General features: G+C 64.2%; 14 protein-coding genes and 1 pseudogene. 7 read left to right on the forward strand and 8 right to left on the reverse strand.

Annotated elements, in window-relative coordinates; translation table 11 throughout:
* Positions 1 to 13 precede the first annotated feature (13 nt).
* Together pvdM and CC207_RS11065 are read left to right on the forward strand one after the other, a co-directional pair.
* A complete protein-coding gene (gene pvdM / locus CC207_RS11060) occupies positions 14 to 1384 on the forward strand; it encodes a pyoverdine-tailoring dipeptidase-like protein PvdM (protein ID WP_062364281.1) in 1371 nt (456 codons plus the stop codon).
* A complete protein-coding gene (locus tag CC207_RS11065) occupies positions 1377 to 2657 on the forward strand; it encodes an aminotransferase class V-fold PLP-dependent enzyme (RefSeq protein ID WP_088852091.1) in 1281 nt (426 codons plus the stop codon). Before pvdM ends, CC207_RS11065 begins: the two co-directional genes overlap by 8 nt.
* A gap of 148 nt (positions 2658 to 2805) precedes the next feature.
* On the opposite strand, the gene CC207_RS11070 is transcribed toward CC207_RS11065, so the two are convergent.
* Genes CC207_RS11070 through CC207_RS11090 form a run of 5 tightly spaced genes read right to left on the reverse strand, consistent with a single transcriptional unit; the run spans position 2806 to position 9313 of the window.
* Positions 2806 to 3183 (reverse strand): response regulator, encoded by a 378-nt coding sequence (locus tag CC207_RS11070; RefSeq protein ID WP_028689406.1) that lies wholly within the window; start codon positions 3181 to 3183, stop codon positions 2806 to 2808.
* Between the two features lie 44 nt (positions 3184 to 3227).
* Positions 3228 to 4454 carry a hybrid sensor histidine kinase/response regulator gene (locus tag CC207_RS11075; RefSeq protein ID WP_028689405.1) on the reverse strand — a complete coding sequence of 409 codons (1227 nt, stop codon included), beginning with the start codon at positions 4452 to 4454 and terminating at the stop codon, positions 3228 to 3230.
* The gene (locus tag CC207_RS11080; RefSeq protein WP_028689404.1) at positions 4448 to 5023 is read right to left on the reverse strand and encodes a chemotaxis protein CheB; all 576 of its coding nucleotides are present in this window, start codon (positions 5021 to 5023) and stop codon (positions 4448 to 4450) included. Before CC207_RS11080 ends, CC207_RS11075 begins: the two co-directional genes overlap by 7 nt.
* Positions 5020 to 5841 (reverse strand): protein-glutamate O-methyltransferase CheR, encoded by an 822-nt coding sequence (locus CC207_RS11085; protein WP_088852092.1) that lies wholly within the window; start codon positions 5839 to 5841, stop codon positions 5020 to 5022. Before CC207_RS11085 ends, CC207_RS11080 begins: the two co-directional genes overlap by 4 nt.
* A 4-nt stretch (positions 5842 to 5845) precedes the next feature.
* On the reverse strand, positions 5846 to 9313 hold the full coding sequence (locus CC207_RS11090) for a response regulator (protein WP_088852093.1): 3468 nt from the start codon (positions 9311 to 9313) through the stop codon (positions 5846 to 5848).
* A 254-nt stretch (positions 9314 to 9567) separates the two neighbouring features.
* Between CC207_RS11090 and CC207_RS11095 the strand changes: the two genes are divergently transcribed.
* Complete coding sequence (locus tag CC207_RS11095) at positions 9568 to 9918, forward strand: response regulator (protein WP_028689401.1); 351 nt, start codon at positions 9568 to 9570, stop codon at positions 9916 to 9918.
* 125 nt (positions 9919 to 10043) lie between these two features.
* Positions 10044 to 10331, forward strand: a complete 288-nt coding sequence (locus CC207_RS11100) for a hypothetical protein (protein WP_028689400.1) — start codon at positions 10044 to 10046, stop codon at positions 10329 to 10331.
* Positions 10332 to 10339: 8 nt separating this feature from the next.
* Here the strand turns inward: CC207_RS11100 and CC207_RS11105 are convergent, their stop codons facing one another.
* The 3 genes from CC207_RS11105 to CC207_RS11115 form a co-directional block, all read right to left on the reverse strand.
* On the reverse strand, positions 10340 to 10600 hold the full coding sequence (locus tag CC207_RS11105) for a DUF1652 domain-containing protein (RefSeq protein WP_028689399.1): 261 nt from the start codon (positions 10598 to 10600) through the stop codon (positions 10340 to 10342).
* Between the two features lie 207 nt (positions 10601 to 10807).
* Entirely contained in the window at positions 10808 to 11713 is a 906-nt protein-coding gene (locus tag CC207_RS11110) for a LysR family transcriptional regulator (RefSeq protein ID WP_088852094.1), read from the reverse strand.
* Positions 11714 to 11842: 129 nt separating this feature from the next.
* Entirely contained in the window at positions 11843 to 12385 is a 543-nt protein-coding gene (locus CC207_RS11115) for an Rrf2 family transcriptional regulator (RefSeq protein WP_028689397.1), read from the reverse strand.
* Between the two features lie 261 nt (positions 12386 to 12646).
* Between CC207_RS11115 and CC207_RS11120 the strand changes: the two are divergent.
* The 3 genes and pseudogenes from CC207_RS11120 (at position 12647) to CC207_RS11130 (ending at position 17498) form a co-directional block, all read left to right on the forward strand.
* Positions 12647 to 13850, forward strand: a pseudogene (locus CC207_RS11120) (NAD(P)/FAD-dependent oxidoreductase).
* A gap of 259 nt (positions 13851 to 14109) precedes the next feature.
* The gene (locus CC207_RS11125) at positions 14110 to 15693 is read left to right on the forward strand and encodes a methyl-accepting chemotaxis protein (RefSeq protein ID WP_371916445.1); all 1584 of its coding nucleotides are present in this window, start codon (positions 14110 to 14112) and stop codon (positions 15691 to 15693) included.
* 197 nt (positions 15694 to 15890) lie between these two features.
* A complete protein-coding gene (locus tag CC207_RS11130) occupies positions 15891 to 17498 on the forward strand; it encodes a methyl-accepting chemotaxis protein (RefSeq protein ID WP_371349758.1) in 1608 nt (535 codons plus the stop codon).
* Positions 17499 to 17509 lie beyond the last annotated feature (11 nt).

The raw sequence follows: 17509 nt of genomic DNA on the forward strand, positions 1-17509 counted from the left end.
CAACGAGATGGCAATGACCAAGACCCGTTCCCGCAAAGCCCTGTACATCGGCCTGCCCCTGGCCCTGGTGGCCGCCCTGGGCGCAGCCGCCGGCTACTACTTCTGGAAGCAGGACAGCGGCTATCCCCGTGCGATCGTGCAGCAAGCCAACGACCTGCACGAACATATGCTTTCCTTCGACAGCCATGTCACCGTGCCGCTGGGCTACGGCAGCGACGGCTACGAGGCAGACAAGGACGGTCGTGGCCAGTTCGACCTGGCCAAAGCGGCCAAGGGTCGGCTGTCGGGCGCGGCACTGACCATCTTCGGCTGGCCCGAGCTGTGGAACGGCCCGAACGCGCCGCACCGCCCAACCCCGGGCTTCGTCGACGAGGCCCGCAACCAGCAGGAAGTGCGCTACAAGATCATCAGCGGAATCGTGCGCGACTTCCCCAATCAGGTCGGCATCGCCTACACCCCCGACGACTTCCGCCGCCTGAACGGCGAAGGCAAGTTCGCCATCTTCATCAGCATGCTCAACGCCTACCCGCTAGGCAGCGACCTGTCTCAGCTCGACCTGTGGAGCAAGCGCGGCATGCGCATGTTCGGCTTCAGCTACACCGGCAACAACGCCTGGGCCGACTCGTCGCGCCCGCTACCGTTCTTCAACGACACCCCCGACGCCCTCGGCGGCTTGTCACCCCTGGGCGAACAGGCGGTCAAGCGGCTCAACGACCTGGGCGTGATCATCGACGTCTCGCAGATGTCCACCCTTGCCCTGGAAGATGTGGCCCGCCTGAGCCGCGCGCCGTTCGTCGCCTCGCATTCGGCGCCGCGGGCGCTGGTGGACATCCCTCGCAACCTCTCCGACAAGGAGATGCAGCTGATCAAGGACAGCGGCGGCGTGCTGCAAGTCGTGGCCTTCACCACCTACCTCAAGCCGCTGAGCAAGCCGACCTTGGAAAAACTCGAGGCCCTGCGCGCACGCTTCGACCTGCAACCGCTGCAAGGCCTGACCAACGCGCTGATGCCGGGCGATCCGATCATCGCCATCTGGCCCGAGGCGCGCTTCGGCGAATATGCCAGCAGCCTCTACGCCATCGTCGACGAGGAGCCCCGCGCCGGCCTCAAGGAATACGTCGACGCCATCGACTACGCCGTGAAGAAGATGGGCATCGACCATGTCGGCATCAGCTCCGACTTCAACGATGGCGGCGGCGTCACAGGCTTCATGAATGTCAGTGAGATCCGCAACGTAACCGCCGAGCTGCTGACCCGTGGCTACTCCGAAACCGATATCGCCAAGCTCTGGGCGGGCAACTTCCTGCGTGTGTGGGGGCAGGTGCAAAAAGCCGCCAACCCGGTGGCCCTGCTTGACAAAAACCGGGAAGCCCGCCATGACTGACCGGCGCGCCTTCCTCAAGCAGGCCGCCGCCCTGGCGGCCAGCCTGCCCTTGCTGCCCAGCGCCCTGGCCGCCGATCCGACGTCACCGACACTGCAAGGCCCAGACAAATGGCGCCAACTGCGCCAACTGTTCCCCCTGGCGCCCGATGTCGCGCACTTCGCCAACTTCCTGATCACCGCCCACCCACGCCCGGTGCAGGAGGCGATCAACCGTCATCGCGCCACCCTGGACCGCAACCCGGCCCTGTGCATGGACTGGGAAAGCCAGTACGAATGGCAGCGCGAGGATGAGGTCCGTGAATGGGCAGGCCGCTACCTGGAGGTGCGCCCGCGCCAGATCGCCCTGACCGGCAGCACCACCGAGGGCCTCGGCATGATCTACGGCGGCCTGCACGTGGCGCCGCACCAGGAGATCCTCACCACCGAGCACGAGCACTACTCGACCCACAACTGCCTGGCGTTTCGCCAGCGCCAGCACGGTACACAGGTGCGCAAGCTGCGCCTGTTCGACAAGCCCGGCGAGGTTTCCACCGACCGCGTACTGAGCCTGATCGACCGCAGCATCCGCCCCGAGACTCGGGTACTGGGCATGACCTGGGTACATTCGGGCAGCGGCGTCAAGCTGCCGGTGGGCGCCATCGGCGAGCTGGTACGCCAGCACAACCGCAACCGCGACGAGGCCGAGCGCATCCTCTACGTGGTCGATGGCGTGCATGGTTTTGGCGTGGAAAACGTGCGCTTTGCCGACTTCAACTGCGACTGGTTCATCGCCGGCACCCACAAGTGGATGTTCGGCCCGCGGGGCACGGGAATCATCTGCGCAGCCTCGGAGCAGATGCAGCACCTGACGCCGACCTTCGCCACCTTCTCGCGCAACGAAGACTTCGGCACCATCATGACGCCGGGCGGCTATCACGCCTTCGAGCACCGCTGGGCGCTAGGCGAGGCCTTCAAGCTGCACCTGGCGCTTGGCAAGGCCGATATCCAGGCGCGCATCCACCAGCTCAACGACTACCTCAAGGCGCGCCTGGCCGAGCACCGCGCCATCGAGCTGGTGACGCCTACCAGCCGCGAGTTCTCCGCCGGCTTCACCTTTTTCCGTATCAAGGACCGCGACCCCGACGCCGTGGCGGCTTATCTCAACGCCAACAAAATCATGGTCGATGCCGTGGACCGCGATGTCGGGCCGGTAATCCGCTTTGCGCCGAGCCTGCTCAATGACGAGCAGCAGGTCGACCGGGCCATGGCGCTGTTGCGCACGCAGGTTGGTTGAGGCACCACTTGTCGCAATGGGGCCGCTCTGCGGCCCTTTCGCCGGCAAGCCGGCTCCCCCAGACGCATGCATTTTCGCCTGAGGGCGGCTGTCCTACGCTCCCCGTTGCAGCAGACTTGCCCGCGAACGCCGGTGCCCAGTGCCTGGCCTAGCGCAACAACGCCTGAATCTGCTCGTGCAAGGTATCAAGGTCGAACGGTTTGGCCAGGATCGGTGCCTGGCGCGCGATCGGGCTGCCCGACTCGGCGATCTCCGCCGGGTAGCCACTGATGAAGATCACCTTCAGGTCCGGGCGCAGCTTCACCGCAGGCTCGGCGATCTCGACCCCGGAAATCCCGCCAGGCAAGCGGAAGTCGGTGACCATCAGGTCCAGGTGCGGCTTGCTCGCCAGGATCGCGAACGCCTCCTCCCCGTCCTCGGCCACCAGCACGTGGTAGCCCTCGCCGGCCAGGTAATCGCGCAGGATCATGCGGATAGCCGGCTCATCCTCGACCACCAGTACTACATCTTGTGCATCTTCACTCATGACAACGCCTTCAAATTCAACAGGTTGGCCATCAGACCCCAGCGCTACGCAGAGGTTGCGCGGGCGGGGTCACATTGTTGCGACTGTGCCGACAGCGGCAGATGCACGGTGAAGGTCGAGCCGACACCGGCCTGACTGTCGACCTGGATCCGCCCGCCATGGGCCAGGACGATCTGCTCGGAGATGTACAGGCCCAGGCCCAGACCGCCCGTGGCCTGCTGCGCGGCGACGCGCTCGAACTGCTGGAAGATCCGCTGCAGGTGCTGGGCATCGATGCCGATGCCATGGTCCTGCACCTGCACACAGGCCATGTCGGCTTCTTCGAACACCCGCACCTGTACCGGTTTGCGATCGCCATAGCGCAAGGCATTGGACAACAGGTTGGCCACCACTTGTTCAATCCGAAACTCGTCCCACTCGCCCTGCAGGGCGTCACAGCGCTGCAGTTCGAGAGGGGTGTCCACCGCGCCAGCCTGGGCGGCGAAGTTCTCCACCAGCCCCCGTACAAGCTGACCGAGGTCGAAGGTCCGGGGGCGGATCGACAGCTTGCCGGTACGGATCCGCGAGACATCGAGCATGTCCTCGACCAGGCGGATCAGGCTGTTGATCTGGCGCTCGTCGCGCTCGACCATGGCCTTGAGCTTGTCCTCGCTGAACGCCGCCAAGTTGCCACGGGACAAGTGCAGGCGGCGCAGCTGGGTTTCCAGGATCAAGCCGTTGAGCGGCGTGCGCACCTCGTGGGAGACGATCGACATGAAGTCATCACGCATGCGCACCGCGCGCTCAAGCTCGCCACGCGCCAGCTGCAGCTGGGCCAGCAGCAGCTCCTGCTCCTGGCGGCTCTGCTCCAGGGCCTGCAACTGGCGATCCAGGGCCTTGCGCTGGCGGAACAGGTCGACGAACACCGATACCTTGCTCTTCACCGCCAGGGGTTCCAGCGGTTTGTGCAGGAAGTCCACGGCGCCGCTCTCGTAACCCTTGAAGGCATAGTTCATCTCGCGCCCGGCGGCGCTGACGAAGACGATGGGGATGTTGCGGGTCTTTTCCGTGCCGCGCATCAGCTCGGCCAGCTCGAAGCCATTCATGCCCGGCATCTGCACATCGAGAATGGCGAGGGCGAATTCGTGTTCGAGCAGCAGCGACAAGGCCTGCTCGGCTGACTGCGCCTGGTGCACCTCGCGGTCCTCGCCCTGGATCAGGGCGTCGAGGGCCAGCAGGTTCTCCGGCAGGTCGTCGACGATCAGCAGTTTCGCGGTAATGTGGCTTAGCATGCGCTGGATTCCAGGGTAGCGAGCAGCTGCCCGATACCGCCAAGGGAAAGAATATGGTCGGGGTCGTGCAGGGCCAGTGCGGCTTCCGGCATCAACGCGACCTGTGCGTCGCGGGGGTCCTGGACAACTGTCCGGCCTCCGCTTTGTCTGATGTGCAACAGTCCGCGGGCGCCGTCTTCGTTGGCCCCGGTCAACAGCACGCCAAGCAGGCCCGTGCCATAGGCATCGGCGGCCGACTCGAAAAGAAAATCGATCGCCGGACGCGAAAAATGCACTGGCGCTTCCTGGCTGAGCGAGAAACTGAAGTCGCGCTCGACCGACAAGTGATAGCCCGGTCCCGCCACGTAGATCTGGCCCGGTTCAATCCGCGCCTTGTCGAGGGCTTCGTGCACCGGCCGCTGCAGACGCCGCTGCAGCACCTCGGCGAGCTGGCTGTGGCGGTCGTCCGGCAGGTGCAACACGCACAGCACCGGAATGGCGAAATCCGCCGGCAACGCGCCAAGCACGCTGAACAGCGCCGTGACGCCGCCCGCCGAGGCGCCGATGACGATTGCGCGCACGCCGTTCATGTCTTGCGGTAAATCCGCTCGGGCCGCACCAGCGGCTCGAAGCCTTCACTGTAGGCCGAGAAGTCCACCGACTCCTTGCTCCCCAGCACCAGGAAGCCGCGGTGGCACAGCGACTCGTGGAACAGGCCCAGGGCACGGTCCTGCAGGCCCTTGTTGAAGTAGATCAGCACGTTGCGGCACGACACCAGCTGGGTCTCGGAGAACACGCTATCGGTGGCCAGGCTGTGGTCGGCGAAGGTCACGTTGTCACGCAGGCTGGAGTCCATGATGGCGTTGCCATAGGCGGCGGTGTAGTACTCGGAGAAATCCCGTCGACCACCGGACTTGCGGTAGTTCTCCTCATACTCGCTCATGACCTGCATCGAGTAGATGCCCTGCTTGGCGCGCTCCAGCGAGTGCGGATTGATGTCGGTGGCGTAAAGGATGGTGCGTTCCAGCAGGCCCTCCTCACGCAGCAGGATAGCCATTGAGTACACTTCCTCGCCGGTACTGCAGCCGGCGATCCAGATCTTCAGCGACGGCCAGGTGCGCAGCAATGGCACCACTTCGTTGCGCAGGGCGAGGAAATGACCAGGGTCGCGGAACATCTCGCTGACCGGGATCGTCAGGTATTGCAGCAGCTCGAGGAACATGCCCGGGTCGTGCAGCACCCGCTCCTGCAGCGCCGACACCGTGCGGCATTCGAACTGGCGCACGGCGTGGAGAATCCGGCGCTTGATCGAGGCGCCGGAGTAATCGCGAAAATCGTAGCTGTACTTGAGGTAGATCGCCTCGATCAGCAGCCGGATCTCGATATCGGTGTTGCGTTCACTGGTCAAGATTTCAGATTCGCTCCAATTGCGGCAGCCAAACCCGGATCAGCGAGAACAGGCGGTTCAGGTCGATCGGTTTGGCCAGGTAGTCGTTGGCCCCGGCCTGCAGGCAGCGCTGCTGGTCGTCCTTCATCGCCTTGGCGGTCACGGCGATGATCGGCAGCTTGCGCCAGCGTGGCTGTTGGCGGATCAGGCGGGTGGCCTCGTAACCGTCCATCTCCGGCATCATCACGTCCATCAGCACCAGGTCGATGTCGTCGTTGGCCTCCAGGCACTCGATGGCCTCGCGCCCATTACGGCCGATCTCGACGATGGCGCCCTTGTGCTCCAGGGCGCTGGTCAGGGCAAAGATGTTGCGCACGTCGTCGTCCACCAGCAGGATCTTGCGCCCCTCGAACACCTTGTCGCGACTGCGCGCGGTCTTGAGCATGCGCTGGCGCTCGTTGGACAGCTGCGACTCGACCTTGTGCAGGAACAGCGTCACCTCATCGAGCAGGCGCTCGGGCGAACGGGCGCCCTTGATGATGATCGAGCGCGAGTACTTGAGCAGGTCGGCCTCCTCCTCGCGGGTGAGGTTGCGCCCGGTATAGACGATCACCGGCGGGAAGCTGCGGATATCCTCGGCGGTCATGCGCTTGAGCAGCTCGTTGCCGAGCATGTCAGGCAGCTTGAGGTCGATGATCATGCAGTCGTAGATGTTCTCGCGCAGCAATGCGAGGGCGTCCTGGGCCATGGCCACCGCGGTGATCTGGATATCGTCGTCGCCGATCAGGCGGGCAATGCTCTCGCGCTGCAGGTCATCGTCCTCCACCAGCAGGATGTGCTTGAGCTTCTGCGTGAGCTTGGCCTCCAGGCGACCGAACACCGCCTTGAGCTCCTCGCGGCTGGTGGGCTTGACCGCGTAGCCCACCGCGCCCATGTGCATGGCCGCCTCGACGCGGTCCTCGACCGAGATGATATGCACCGGGATATGCCGGGTAGCGGCCTGTTCCTTCAGGCGCTGCAGCACGGTGAGCCCGGAATGGTCGGGCAGGCGCATGTCCAGCAGGATGGCGTCGGGCAGGTACTGCGCGGCCAGCTCGAAGCCTTCATCGGCGGCATGGGCGACCAGGCAGCTATAGCCCAGTTCGTGGGCCAGGTCGAAAAGGATGCGGGCAAAGTTCGGCTCGTCCTCGATCACCAGGATGCAGCGGTTGTCGAACGGCGCCTGGGCGCGGTCGTCGGCGAAGGTCGGGGCCGGACGCTCGGTGTGCACCGGCGCCGGTACCGGCGGTGCAGGCGGCAGTTCATCGACCGCCGGACGCAGGCTATGCACCTCGACCTGCTGCGCCGACGGTTCGAAGTGCTCGGGCAGGATCAGGCTGAACACGCTGCCCTGCCCCGGGCTGCTGTCGACGTTGATCTGCCCGCCCAAAAGGTGCGCCAGGTCGCGGGAGATCGACAGGCCCAGCCCGGTGCCGCCGTAACGACGGTTGCTGGTGCCGTCGACCTGGTGGAAGGCGCCGAAGATCGCCTTCTGCTGGTCGGCGGCGATGCCGATACCGGTATCGCGCACCGCGAAGACGATGCCCAGGCCGGCCTGGTGGCTGATGCCCAGGCTGACCTGGCCGCGCTCGGTGAACTTGATGGCGTTGGAAAGCAGGTTCTTCAGAATCTGCTCCAGGCGCTGGCGATCGGTGAACAAGGTCGCCGGCAATGGTTGCTCGAGCTTCACCTCGAAGCCCAGGCCCTTGTCCTGGGCCAACGGCTGGAACATGCCCCGCAGGCCTTCGACCAGGCGTTCCAGCGGGGTGCTCTCTGCGCGCACCTCCATCTTGCCGGCCTCGACCTTGGCGATATCGAGGATATCGTTGATCAGGTTCAGCAGGTCGTTGCCGGCCGAATAGATCGACTCGGCAAACTTGACCTGCTCCCCGCTGAGATTGCCCTCGGCGTTCTCGGCCAGCAGCTTGGCCAGGATCAGCGAGCTGTTGAGCGGCGTGCGCAGCTCATGGGACATGTTGGCGAGGAACTCAGACTTGTACTTGCTCGAACGCTGCAGGTCGTCGGCACGGGCCTGCAGTTCGACCTGGGCCTGGTTGAGCTCACTGTTCTTGCGGTCCAGGGCCTCGGTGCGCTCGGCCAATTTCTCGTTGGTCTGCTCCAGTTCCGCCTGCTGGGTTTCCAGGTGCGCCTGGGACTCCTTGAGCACCCGCGACTGCTCCTCGAGCTCTTCGTTGGCGGTCTTGAGCTCCTCCTGCTGCACCTGCAGTTCCTCGTTGAGCTGCTGGGTCTCGGCCAGCACCTCTTGCAGGCGCTGGCGGTAGCGCGCGCTCTCGATGGAGATACCCAGGTTCTCGGTGATCCGCTCCAGCAGCTCCACGTCTCGGTCCTGCAGCGCGCGCAGGAAGCCCAGTTCCAATACACCATTGACCCGCCCATCGTCGTGGGACGGCACCAGCACGCCGCTGCGTGGCAGGCCCTGGCCCAGGCCCGAGCTCAAACGGTAGTAGTCCTCGGGCAACGCGTCCAGGCGCATCATGCGCCCTTGAACCACCGCCTCGCCCAACAAGCCGGCATGATCGCCCAGGCGCGGCTCGCTACCCTGCTGTTCGGCGTCCAGGCCATAGGTGGCGACGCGCACCAATTGGCCATGTTCGTCGCGTACGTACAGTGCGCCGACCACGCTGCCCAGATAGCCGGCGAAGAAGCGCAGGATATTGTCCCCGAGCATGGGCAACGTCAGTTGCCCCAGTACCTGCTCGGCCAGCTGGGTCTGTCCGGCGCGCAGCCAGGCCTGGTGTTCCAGGCGCTCGGCGGCGCGTTGCTGGGCCTCCAGGTTCGCCACGTAGTTGGACGACAATGCCAGCAGGTCGCGCCGCCCCAGGTAGGCGAGCAAGGCGCTGAGCGTGACAATGAACAATATGAAGGCCGAGATCGCCGTGACCGTAACCGTGCTCACCGTCTCGTTGCGCGTCGTGCGCAATTGCTGCTCGGAGTTGATGAAGGCGTCGAATTCACTGCGGATCTCGTCAGTCAGGCGCTTGCCCCGCCCACGACCGATCGACGACGTTACGTCGCCCTGGTTGCGGCGCTGACTGATCATTTCGTTGCCGAAGGTGTTCCACTCGCGCTGCAAGGCCGCGATGCGGTCGATACGGTCGACTTGCTGAGGGTTGTCCGCCACCATCACCTTCAACGTGTCCAGGCTACCCAGGATACGTGGCTTGGCCACCTCGTAAGGGTCCAGAAAGCGCTCCTCGCCGGTCAGCAGGAAGCCGCGCATGCCGGTCTCCATGTCGATCGACAGCTTGATCGCCTCGTTGGCATTGCCGATCACCCGGTCGGTGTGCTCGACCCACTGCATGGCCGAGAGCAGGTAGTTGATCACCGCGACAAACGCCACGGCACCGAGTAGCCCCACGCCCAGGGGCAGGCCGACGTTGCGGCTCAGCAGTTTGCGAAAGCTGCGTTGGTCCATCGAGGCTGCTTGAATCATCTGAAAGTGCCCGAGTGAAAAAAATCCATTGAACAGTCCGACGGCTACGTCTTGTAAATACTGCCTGTGCCAGACTGGCCGGAGAATACAGCGAGTCTAACCAGCTTTGGTGGATCTGGCAGGGCATTTAGCCAGTATTTGAAGCCTGTCTGCAGCAATCGTTCCATCTATTTGCCCATGCCGTTAAGCTTGGGAACTTCTGCCATCGCCTTGCGCACAGAGTAGAGACAATCCATCGAAACAGGACCCGCACCATGCACCTTCTGGTAGTCGAAGACGACGACATCGTACGTATGCTGATAGTCGAAGTGCTCGACGAACTGGGCTACACCGCCATCGAGGCCGACAGCGCCGGCGCGGCCCTTAAGATCATCGAGGATCCCGACCAGCCCCTGGCCCTGTTGATGACCGACGTCGGCCTGCCCGACCTGCGCGGCGAGGAACTGGCCGCCAAGGTGCGCGAGGTCCGGCCCCTGCTGCCGGTGCTGTTCGCCAGCGGCTATGCCGAGAGCTTTACTGTGCCCGAGGGCATGCACCTGATTGGCAAGCCGTTCAGCATCGATCAGCTGCGCGATAAAGTGCTGGAGATTCTCGGCGCGCCATAGCGGATCGCCGTCGGCAAAAGGCCGCTCCTCGGCGTCCAGCAAAGGCACAGGCTGAAATATTTTGAACGTCTTGTGCTTTTAAGCTTCCAACGTTCGAGGTATGCCTCTGCCCCCGGAAAGCCACCATGAAGATGCCCTGCCGCGCCCCCTGCGTCTTGCTGGAACTGGACTTCGTCCGCGATACCCTGTTCGGACCGATGGCCCAGCGCGCCGAATGCCAGGTTCAGTTGGCGGCCATCAATCTACAAGGCCGCGCAGCTTTGCGCCTGCATATCCAACCACCTTTGCCGGTGAAGATGGAAAAGGCCCACAGTGTCGCCTTCGCCTGGGAGGGGCGTAGCTACCGCGGATTGGTCCGCGACTCCGTCAAATGCGGCGATGGCGGAATCAACCTGCTACTTGAGCTGCAATAAACCTTACGCTAAGCGATAGCCTTACGCACACTTGGCTGAACGTCACGCTGTGCTTTCACACGAGCGACCAATCCCAACAAATCATGGCAGGAATTGAGACTGGCCACAGGCACGCCGGTCACGGTCAGGCAGCTGTCCAGGCTCTCGCCCTGTCCCAGGCGAATGGTAAGGTGTTCGCCGTCCGGGCAGCTCACCTCGCAGCGGTCAGGCAGGCAGGCCTGTTCGATCATCTGCCGCATCTCAAGCATTGAAACGCCAATCAACGACATGGTACGACCCTCTCTGTACTGGATGGCCTGTTGGGTGTGGTACGCCCTCGACTAGCGTGTCGCCAATTGATATTGCCCATGCCTGGGTACAGGTCCATTCGCCCAGGCAATGACTTCGTCGAAGTACCTCTAGCACCTTAGTGGAAGAAAGCACCGGCAGGTCGACGTTCGATCGTCAACGTCAATTTCGCGACGGGTGGTCGCCACCTACAGCTGCGCCAGCTCCTCACGGCAGAACTCCACGAACAATTGCGCCGGTTTGGTCAGCTGCACCCGCTTGAGGTGCGCCGCCGCCAAGCCCGACAGGGCTACGGGCTCGGTGATGTCGAGGGTCACCAGGCGCTGCCCGTCATAGGTAAACTCGGAGTGCGGCCGGGTCACCAGCAACGAGAAGCCGAAGCCCTGCCCCACCATGCCCCGGACCATTTCGATGGACGGCGAACTGAAGACAATGTTCGGCGTCAGTCCCAGCTCATTGAACAGACTGACGAAGTAGGTGCGGCTTGGTGCCACATCGAGCAGGATCATCGGCTCCGGGCACAGGTCGCGCAGCGATACCTGGGTTTGCCCTGCAAAACGGTGCTTTTCCGGCAGCAGCACATAGGGTTTCTGCGCCGGCATCAGCGGCTCGGTTTCGATGGTGCCGTCCAGATCATGGTCGTAGAGGAACGCCAGATCGAAAGTGCCCGCCGTCAAGCCCTGGATCAGGTCCTGCTGTTCGCCGTCGCGCAGGCGGATATCCACCCCCGGATAACGCTGGCGGAAACTGGCGATCAGCCGCGGCAGGTACAAAGGCGCCACGGTCTCGAAACAGCCGATGTCGATCTGCCCGGCCACCGTGTCGTTGTCGGCCAAGGCGTTCTGCTCGAACTCATGGGCCATTTGCAGCAGGGCCCGGGTCTTGGCGTAGAAGCGCTTGCCGCTGGGCGTCAGCGACACGCCCTGGGCGTGATGGCGGATAAACAGCTGCACGCCGAAGCTCTCTTCCAGGCTCTTGATCGCAGTGGAAATCGACGGCTGGGCGATATACAGCTGGCGCGAGGCCTCGGCGACGCTGCCGGCCTCCACCGTGGTGACGAAGTATCTGAGTTGGCGCAAGGTATAGGAAGCCACGTTGACCTCTCGCGGGATCTTTTCTGCCAGCTTACCTCGGCTTGACGCCTACGCGCCGATCGCCCAGCCAAGGATTTACCTTGAGGTTGAGTATAATTTTCCGTTGCGCCGCCAAACCGACCCCAGTCGTCAGACGGTCTGCAACGGAATCTCCCCGGCACCGCCCTTGCCGTCGCGCCGCTCGCTCATCCAGTCATTGACCTTCTGCCCGAACTCGGCGGGCGCCTTGCGCCCGAAACGCCGCGCCAGGTCGAGGATGGTCTGCTGGGCCAGCGCCTCCTCCATGCGCTTCTGCGCCCCCAGCATCACCGCATGGATCGCGCAGGTGCCTTCGGTGGCCCAGGTCGGCGCGGTGCCTTCGAACACCGCGCAACGCTCGCGGATCTCCCGGCAATCGAAGAGTTTCTTCGGCCCGTCGATAGCCGTGACGATATCCAGCACGGTGATCTCGTCGGAGGGTCGCGCCAGACGGAAGCCACCGCGCACGCCTTCGGTCGCCGCCACCAGTCCGGCACGAGCCAGCTTGGTAAAAACCTTGGCCAGGTATTCCTGGGGTACGCCCTGCAACTCAGCCAGGTCGCGCACGCTGGACTCGCGACTATCGCCGCGCTCGTCCACCAAAAATAGCAGGCAGTGGATGCCGTATTCGACGCCGGCGCTGTAAAGGGACATATCAATCTCCGACCAAATCTGTCGCAAATAGTACGCTCTTCATTGATGACAGGCAAAGCCGGTCGTCGCCGCGCAAGTACATCAACACCCCCACATAAGCCAATAAACACGCTAGCTACAGCCGATACATCAACGCTTGCGAAAACACGCCCCGGGAAAAAACACTTGCCGAATCAAACTACGACCAATAAAGTCGTAGTTATGCGGCGGGCAGTGAACGCCTCATCGAAGCCCTTTTTCCTACCCTTGCGGAGCACCTACATGACCTCTCGTATCCTGATCATCGGTGCCGGCTTTGCCGGTGTCTGGAGCGCCCTGAGCGCCGCCCGCCTGCTTGACCAGGCCCAGCGCGACGACGTGCGCATCAGCGTGCTCGCCCCACAGCCGCAACTGCGCATCCGTCCACGCTTCTACGAAGCCGCTGTCCACACCATGCAGGCACCGCTGGAGGCACTGTTCGACGTGGTGGGCGTGGAATTCATCCATGGCACCGCCGACAGCATCGACAGTGCTGCCCGCCAGGTCGGCTATCGCGATGCCGATGGCCTGCCGCAGCAGCTCGCCTACGACCGTCTGATTCTCGCCGCCGGCAGCCAGGTGGCCCGCCCCGCCGTGCCGGGCCTGGCCGAGCACAGCTTTGATGTCGACCAGATGGAATCGGCCATGCGCCTGGAACAGCACCTGCACGGCCTGGCCAGCCTCCCCGCCTCGCCGGCACGCAACACCGTGGTGATCTGCGGCGGCGGCTTCACTGGCATCGAGACCGCCACCGAGATGCCGTCGCGCCTGCGCGCCATCCTCGGTGAAGGCAATGCCCGCGTGGTGCTGATCGACCGTGGCGCCAGCGTCGGTGCCGCCCTCGGCGCCGGAATCACCCCGGCCATTGTCGCCGCCAGCGAACAGGCGGGTGTCGAATGGCTGACCGGCACCTCGGTGATGGCGGTGGATGCTGGCGGCGTGACCCTGGACAACGGCGAGTACATCGCCAGCAAGACCGTGGATCTGGACTGCCGGCGTCAAGGCCAGCCCGCTGACCGCGCAGGTGGCCGGCGAGCGTGACGGTTTCGGTCGCCTGCGGGTCGACGAACACCTCAAGGTGATCGGCCAGACGCACATCTACGCCACCGGCGACATGGCCTGGGCCGCGGTGGACGAACTGGGCAACCACGCCCTGATGACCTGCCAGCACGCCATCCCCATGGGCCGCCACAGCGGCAACAACGCCATGGCCGACCTGCTGGGCGTGGCGCCGGTGGCGTACCGCCAGCCCAAGTACGTCACCTGCCTGGATCTTGGCGACTGGGGCGCCGCGTACAGCGAAGGCTGGACCCGCGAACTGAAGCTGCAGGGCCAGGAAGGCAAGGACCTAAAGCGCCAGATCAACTCGGTATGGATCTACCCACCAGCCGCTGACCGCGCCCAGGCCCTGGCGGCGGCTGACCCGCTGATTCCGATCGTCGCATGAACGAAAATAATAGGCCCGTCCCAGAAGTGACGGGCCTGTTTGCATGCGTCATTACATTGAACGACTGGTCAATAATAGTGGCGTTATGTCATCATTCAGAAAAAACAACATGAACCGTGAGGATATAACCCCTTTCGCAGTGCATCGAGAGCCTTTCCAGCCGAGCCCGGTCAGTCCGCGCTCTTGACGCCTGCCAGCCACCGTCAAGGAGCGTCGCATGCAGTTACGGAACATGAAGATCGGTATTCGGGCAGCAGGAATGTTCACCCTGCTCGGGGTCCTGGTCCTGGCCCTGGGCCTGATCGCCCTCTACGAAACCCGGCGGATGGACAGCGCCACCGACGAAATCCGTCTCACCTGGATGCCCTCCGTACTCGCCTTGGGCGAGGTCAGCAGCAACCTCGGCCGGGCCCGCGCCCTGACCCTGCGCAGTGTCCTGGAGGACAGCAGCAGCGCCCGCCACGCCACCCTGGACAAGATCGTCCAGATCAACCAGCAGCTCGAGAGCGACCTCAAGGCTTACGAGCGCACCATCAACGCTGCGGATGACCGCGCCCTGTTCGACACCTTCATGGGCCTGAGCGAACGCTATCACGCATTGCAGCAAGCCATCCGCGCCGCCGCCGGCAATGACCGACTGGACGAGGCCCGACGCCTGGTCAACGGCCCGCTGGCCGAGTACGCCGACAGCATGATGAAAGCCCTGGCCGCGCTGGTCGACTACAACACCAAGGGCGCCGAGCAAGCCTCGCTGCGCAGCAGCGCGGCCTCCGACGAAGCCTTCAGCCTGATCATCGCCGCCATTGCCGTGATCACCCTGGCGCTGATCGGCATCGCCACTCTCCTCACTCGCAGTATCGTCGTGCCCCTGGCCGACGCCGTTGCCGTGGCCGAGCGGGTCGCCACCGGCGACCTGACCCGCGAGATCGTCGTGCTCGGCCGCGACGAGCCGGCCTTGCTGCTGGGCGCCCTGAGCCGCATGCAGCATAGCCTGCGCGACACCCTGCGCAGGATTGCCGCGTCTTCCGATCAGCTGGCCTCGGCCTCCGAAGAGCTGCACACCGTCACCGAAGACACCAGCCGCGGCCTGCACCAGCAGAGCGCCGAGATCGACCAGGCCGCCACCGCGGTCAACCAGATGACCGCCGCCGTCGAAGAAGTAGCGAGCAACGCCGTGAGCACCGCCGACGCCTCCCAGGGCGCAGATCGCACCACTCGTGATGGTCGCGACCAGGTCAACCAGGCGCTGGCCTCGATCCAGCACTTGGTCGATGACGTGACCGGTACCTCCGGGGAGATCGAGCAACTGGCCAGCCACGCCAACCAGATCAGCCAGGTGCTGGATGTAATCGGCGCCATCGCCGGGCAGACCAACCTGCTGGCACTCAACGCTGCCATCGAGGCTGCACGCGCCGGTGAGGCCGGCCGCGGCTTCGCCGTGGTCGCCGACGAGGTGCGCGCCTTGGCCCATCGCACCCAGCAGTCCACCGCTGAAATCGAACAGATGATCGACGGCATCCAGACTGGCACCGAACGCGCAGTCAGCGCCATGCACAACAGCCAGGGTCGCGCCAGCGGCACCCTGACCGTGGCGCAGTCGGCCGGTCAGGCGCTGGAGCTGATCGCCGAAGCGATCGCCACCATCAACCAGCGCAACCTGGTCATCGCCACCGCCTCCGAGCAGCAGGCCCAGGTGGCGCGGGAGGTGGACCGCAACCTGGTGAACATCCGCGACCTGGCAATGCAGACCTCGGCCGGCGCCAACCAGACCAGCGCGGCGGCACAGGACCTGTCGCGCCTGGCGGTGGAACTGAACGCGATGGTGGCGCAGTTCAAGGTCTGAAGCGTCTCGGACAGCATCGCGGGCCCCGATGGCGGGTCCCGCGATCACGCCTACAGCGGGTTTCACGCGAGTGAGAAATAGGAAAAAACCGTTACACGGGGTGATACCCGCCGACTACTCGCCCCCCACAAGATCCCATCATGCTCTTGATGTACGCATTTCTCTTACATCAAGGAACATCAATGCTTCTACGAGACATGAAAATCGGCAAACGGGCAGCCTGCCTGTTCACCCTACTGGCTGCTCTCGTCCTGTCCATGGGAAGCGTCGCGCTCTATGAGACCCAGCAGATGGACAGCGCCACCGACGAAATCCGTATCAACTGGCTTCCGGCTGTGATCGCACTCAACGAGGTCGGCGCCAGCCTCACCCAGGAACGCGCCGCCACCCTGCGCACAGCCTTGGAGGATGGCACCAGCGAGGGGGCTAGCATCCAGTTGCTCAACCGCATCGACGAGGCTTTGCGCCAGAGCCTGCGGGCGTACGAGGCGACTATCGACGGAGAAGAGGACCGTGCCCTGTTCAATGCCTTCATCGCGGCGCGCAAACGGTACGCCGACCTGCAGCAGCAGGTACTGGGACACATCAGCGAGGGCCGCATGGCTGAAGCCAGGCGACAGATCAGCGGCCCGCTGCTCCAGCGGGCCGACCAGATGATGGAGACAATGGCGGCATTGGTGGCCTTCAACTACCGAGGTGCGCAAGCCGCCTCACAACGAAGCAGCGATGTCGGCGACGATGCCTTCCGCGTACTCGTCGTTTCACTGGTGCTGATCATCCTGGTACTGGTCGTCATCGCCGTGCTGTTCACCCGCAGTTTGGTTGCGCCCCTGACCGAGGCCGTTGCCGTGGCCGAGGGTATCGCCACCGGTGACCTGACCCAAAAGATCGCGGTGGTCGGCCACGACGAGCCGGCGATGCTGCTGCACGCCCTGCGGCGCATGCAACAGAGCCTGCGCGAGACCATCGGCAAGATCGCCGCGTCCTCCGATCGTCTGGCTTCGGCCTCCGAAGAGCTGCACACCGTCACCGAGGACACAAGCCGCGGCCTGCAGCAGCAAAGCACCGAGATAGACCAGGCCGCCACAGCGGTCAATCAGATGACCAGCGCCGTCGAGGAAGTGGCAAGCAATGCCGTGAGCACTGCCGAGGCCTCACAGGGCGCCGACCAGGCCACCCGTGAAGGCCGAGACCAGGTCAACCAGGCACTCGCCTCGATCCAGCACCTGGTCGACGATGTCACCGGCACGGCGGAAGAGATCGAACAATTGGCCAACAGCGCCAACGAGATTACCCGGGTACTGGATGTGATCGGTTCGATCGCCGGACAGACCAACCTGCTGGCCCTCAACGCCGCCATCGAAGCCGCTCGCGCCGGTGAGGCCGGTCGTGGTTTTGCGGTGGTTGCCGACGAGGTGCGTGCCTTGGCACATCGCACCCAACAGTCGACCGCCGAAATCGAGCAGATGATCGGGGGTATCCAGGGCGGCACCGAGCGTGCGGTCAGCGCCATGCACAGCAGCCAGGGCCGCGCCAGCGGTACCCTGGAGGTGGCGCAAGCGGCCGGTCAGGCCCTGGAGCTCATCGCCCGGACCATCGCCTCGATCAACCAGCGCAACCTGGTGATCGCCAGTGCCACGGAGCAACAGGCCCAGGTGGCGCGCGAAGTGGATCGCAACCTGGTGAACATCCGCGACCTGGCGCTGCAGACAACGACCGGGGCCAACCAGACCAGCGCCTCGGCCCAGGACCTGTCGCAATTGGCGCTGGAGCTGAACGGCCTGATCGCGCAGTTCAAGGTCTGAATAGCCTCTTG

It is taken from the genome of Pseudomonas sp. DrBHI1, from assembly GCF_002205115.1.
Lineage (GTDB): Bacteria > Pseudomonadota > Gammaproteobacteria > Pseudomonadales > Pseudomonadaceae > Aquipseudomonas > Aquipseudomonas mosselii.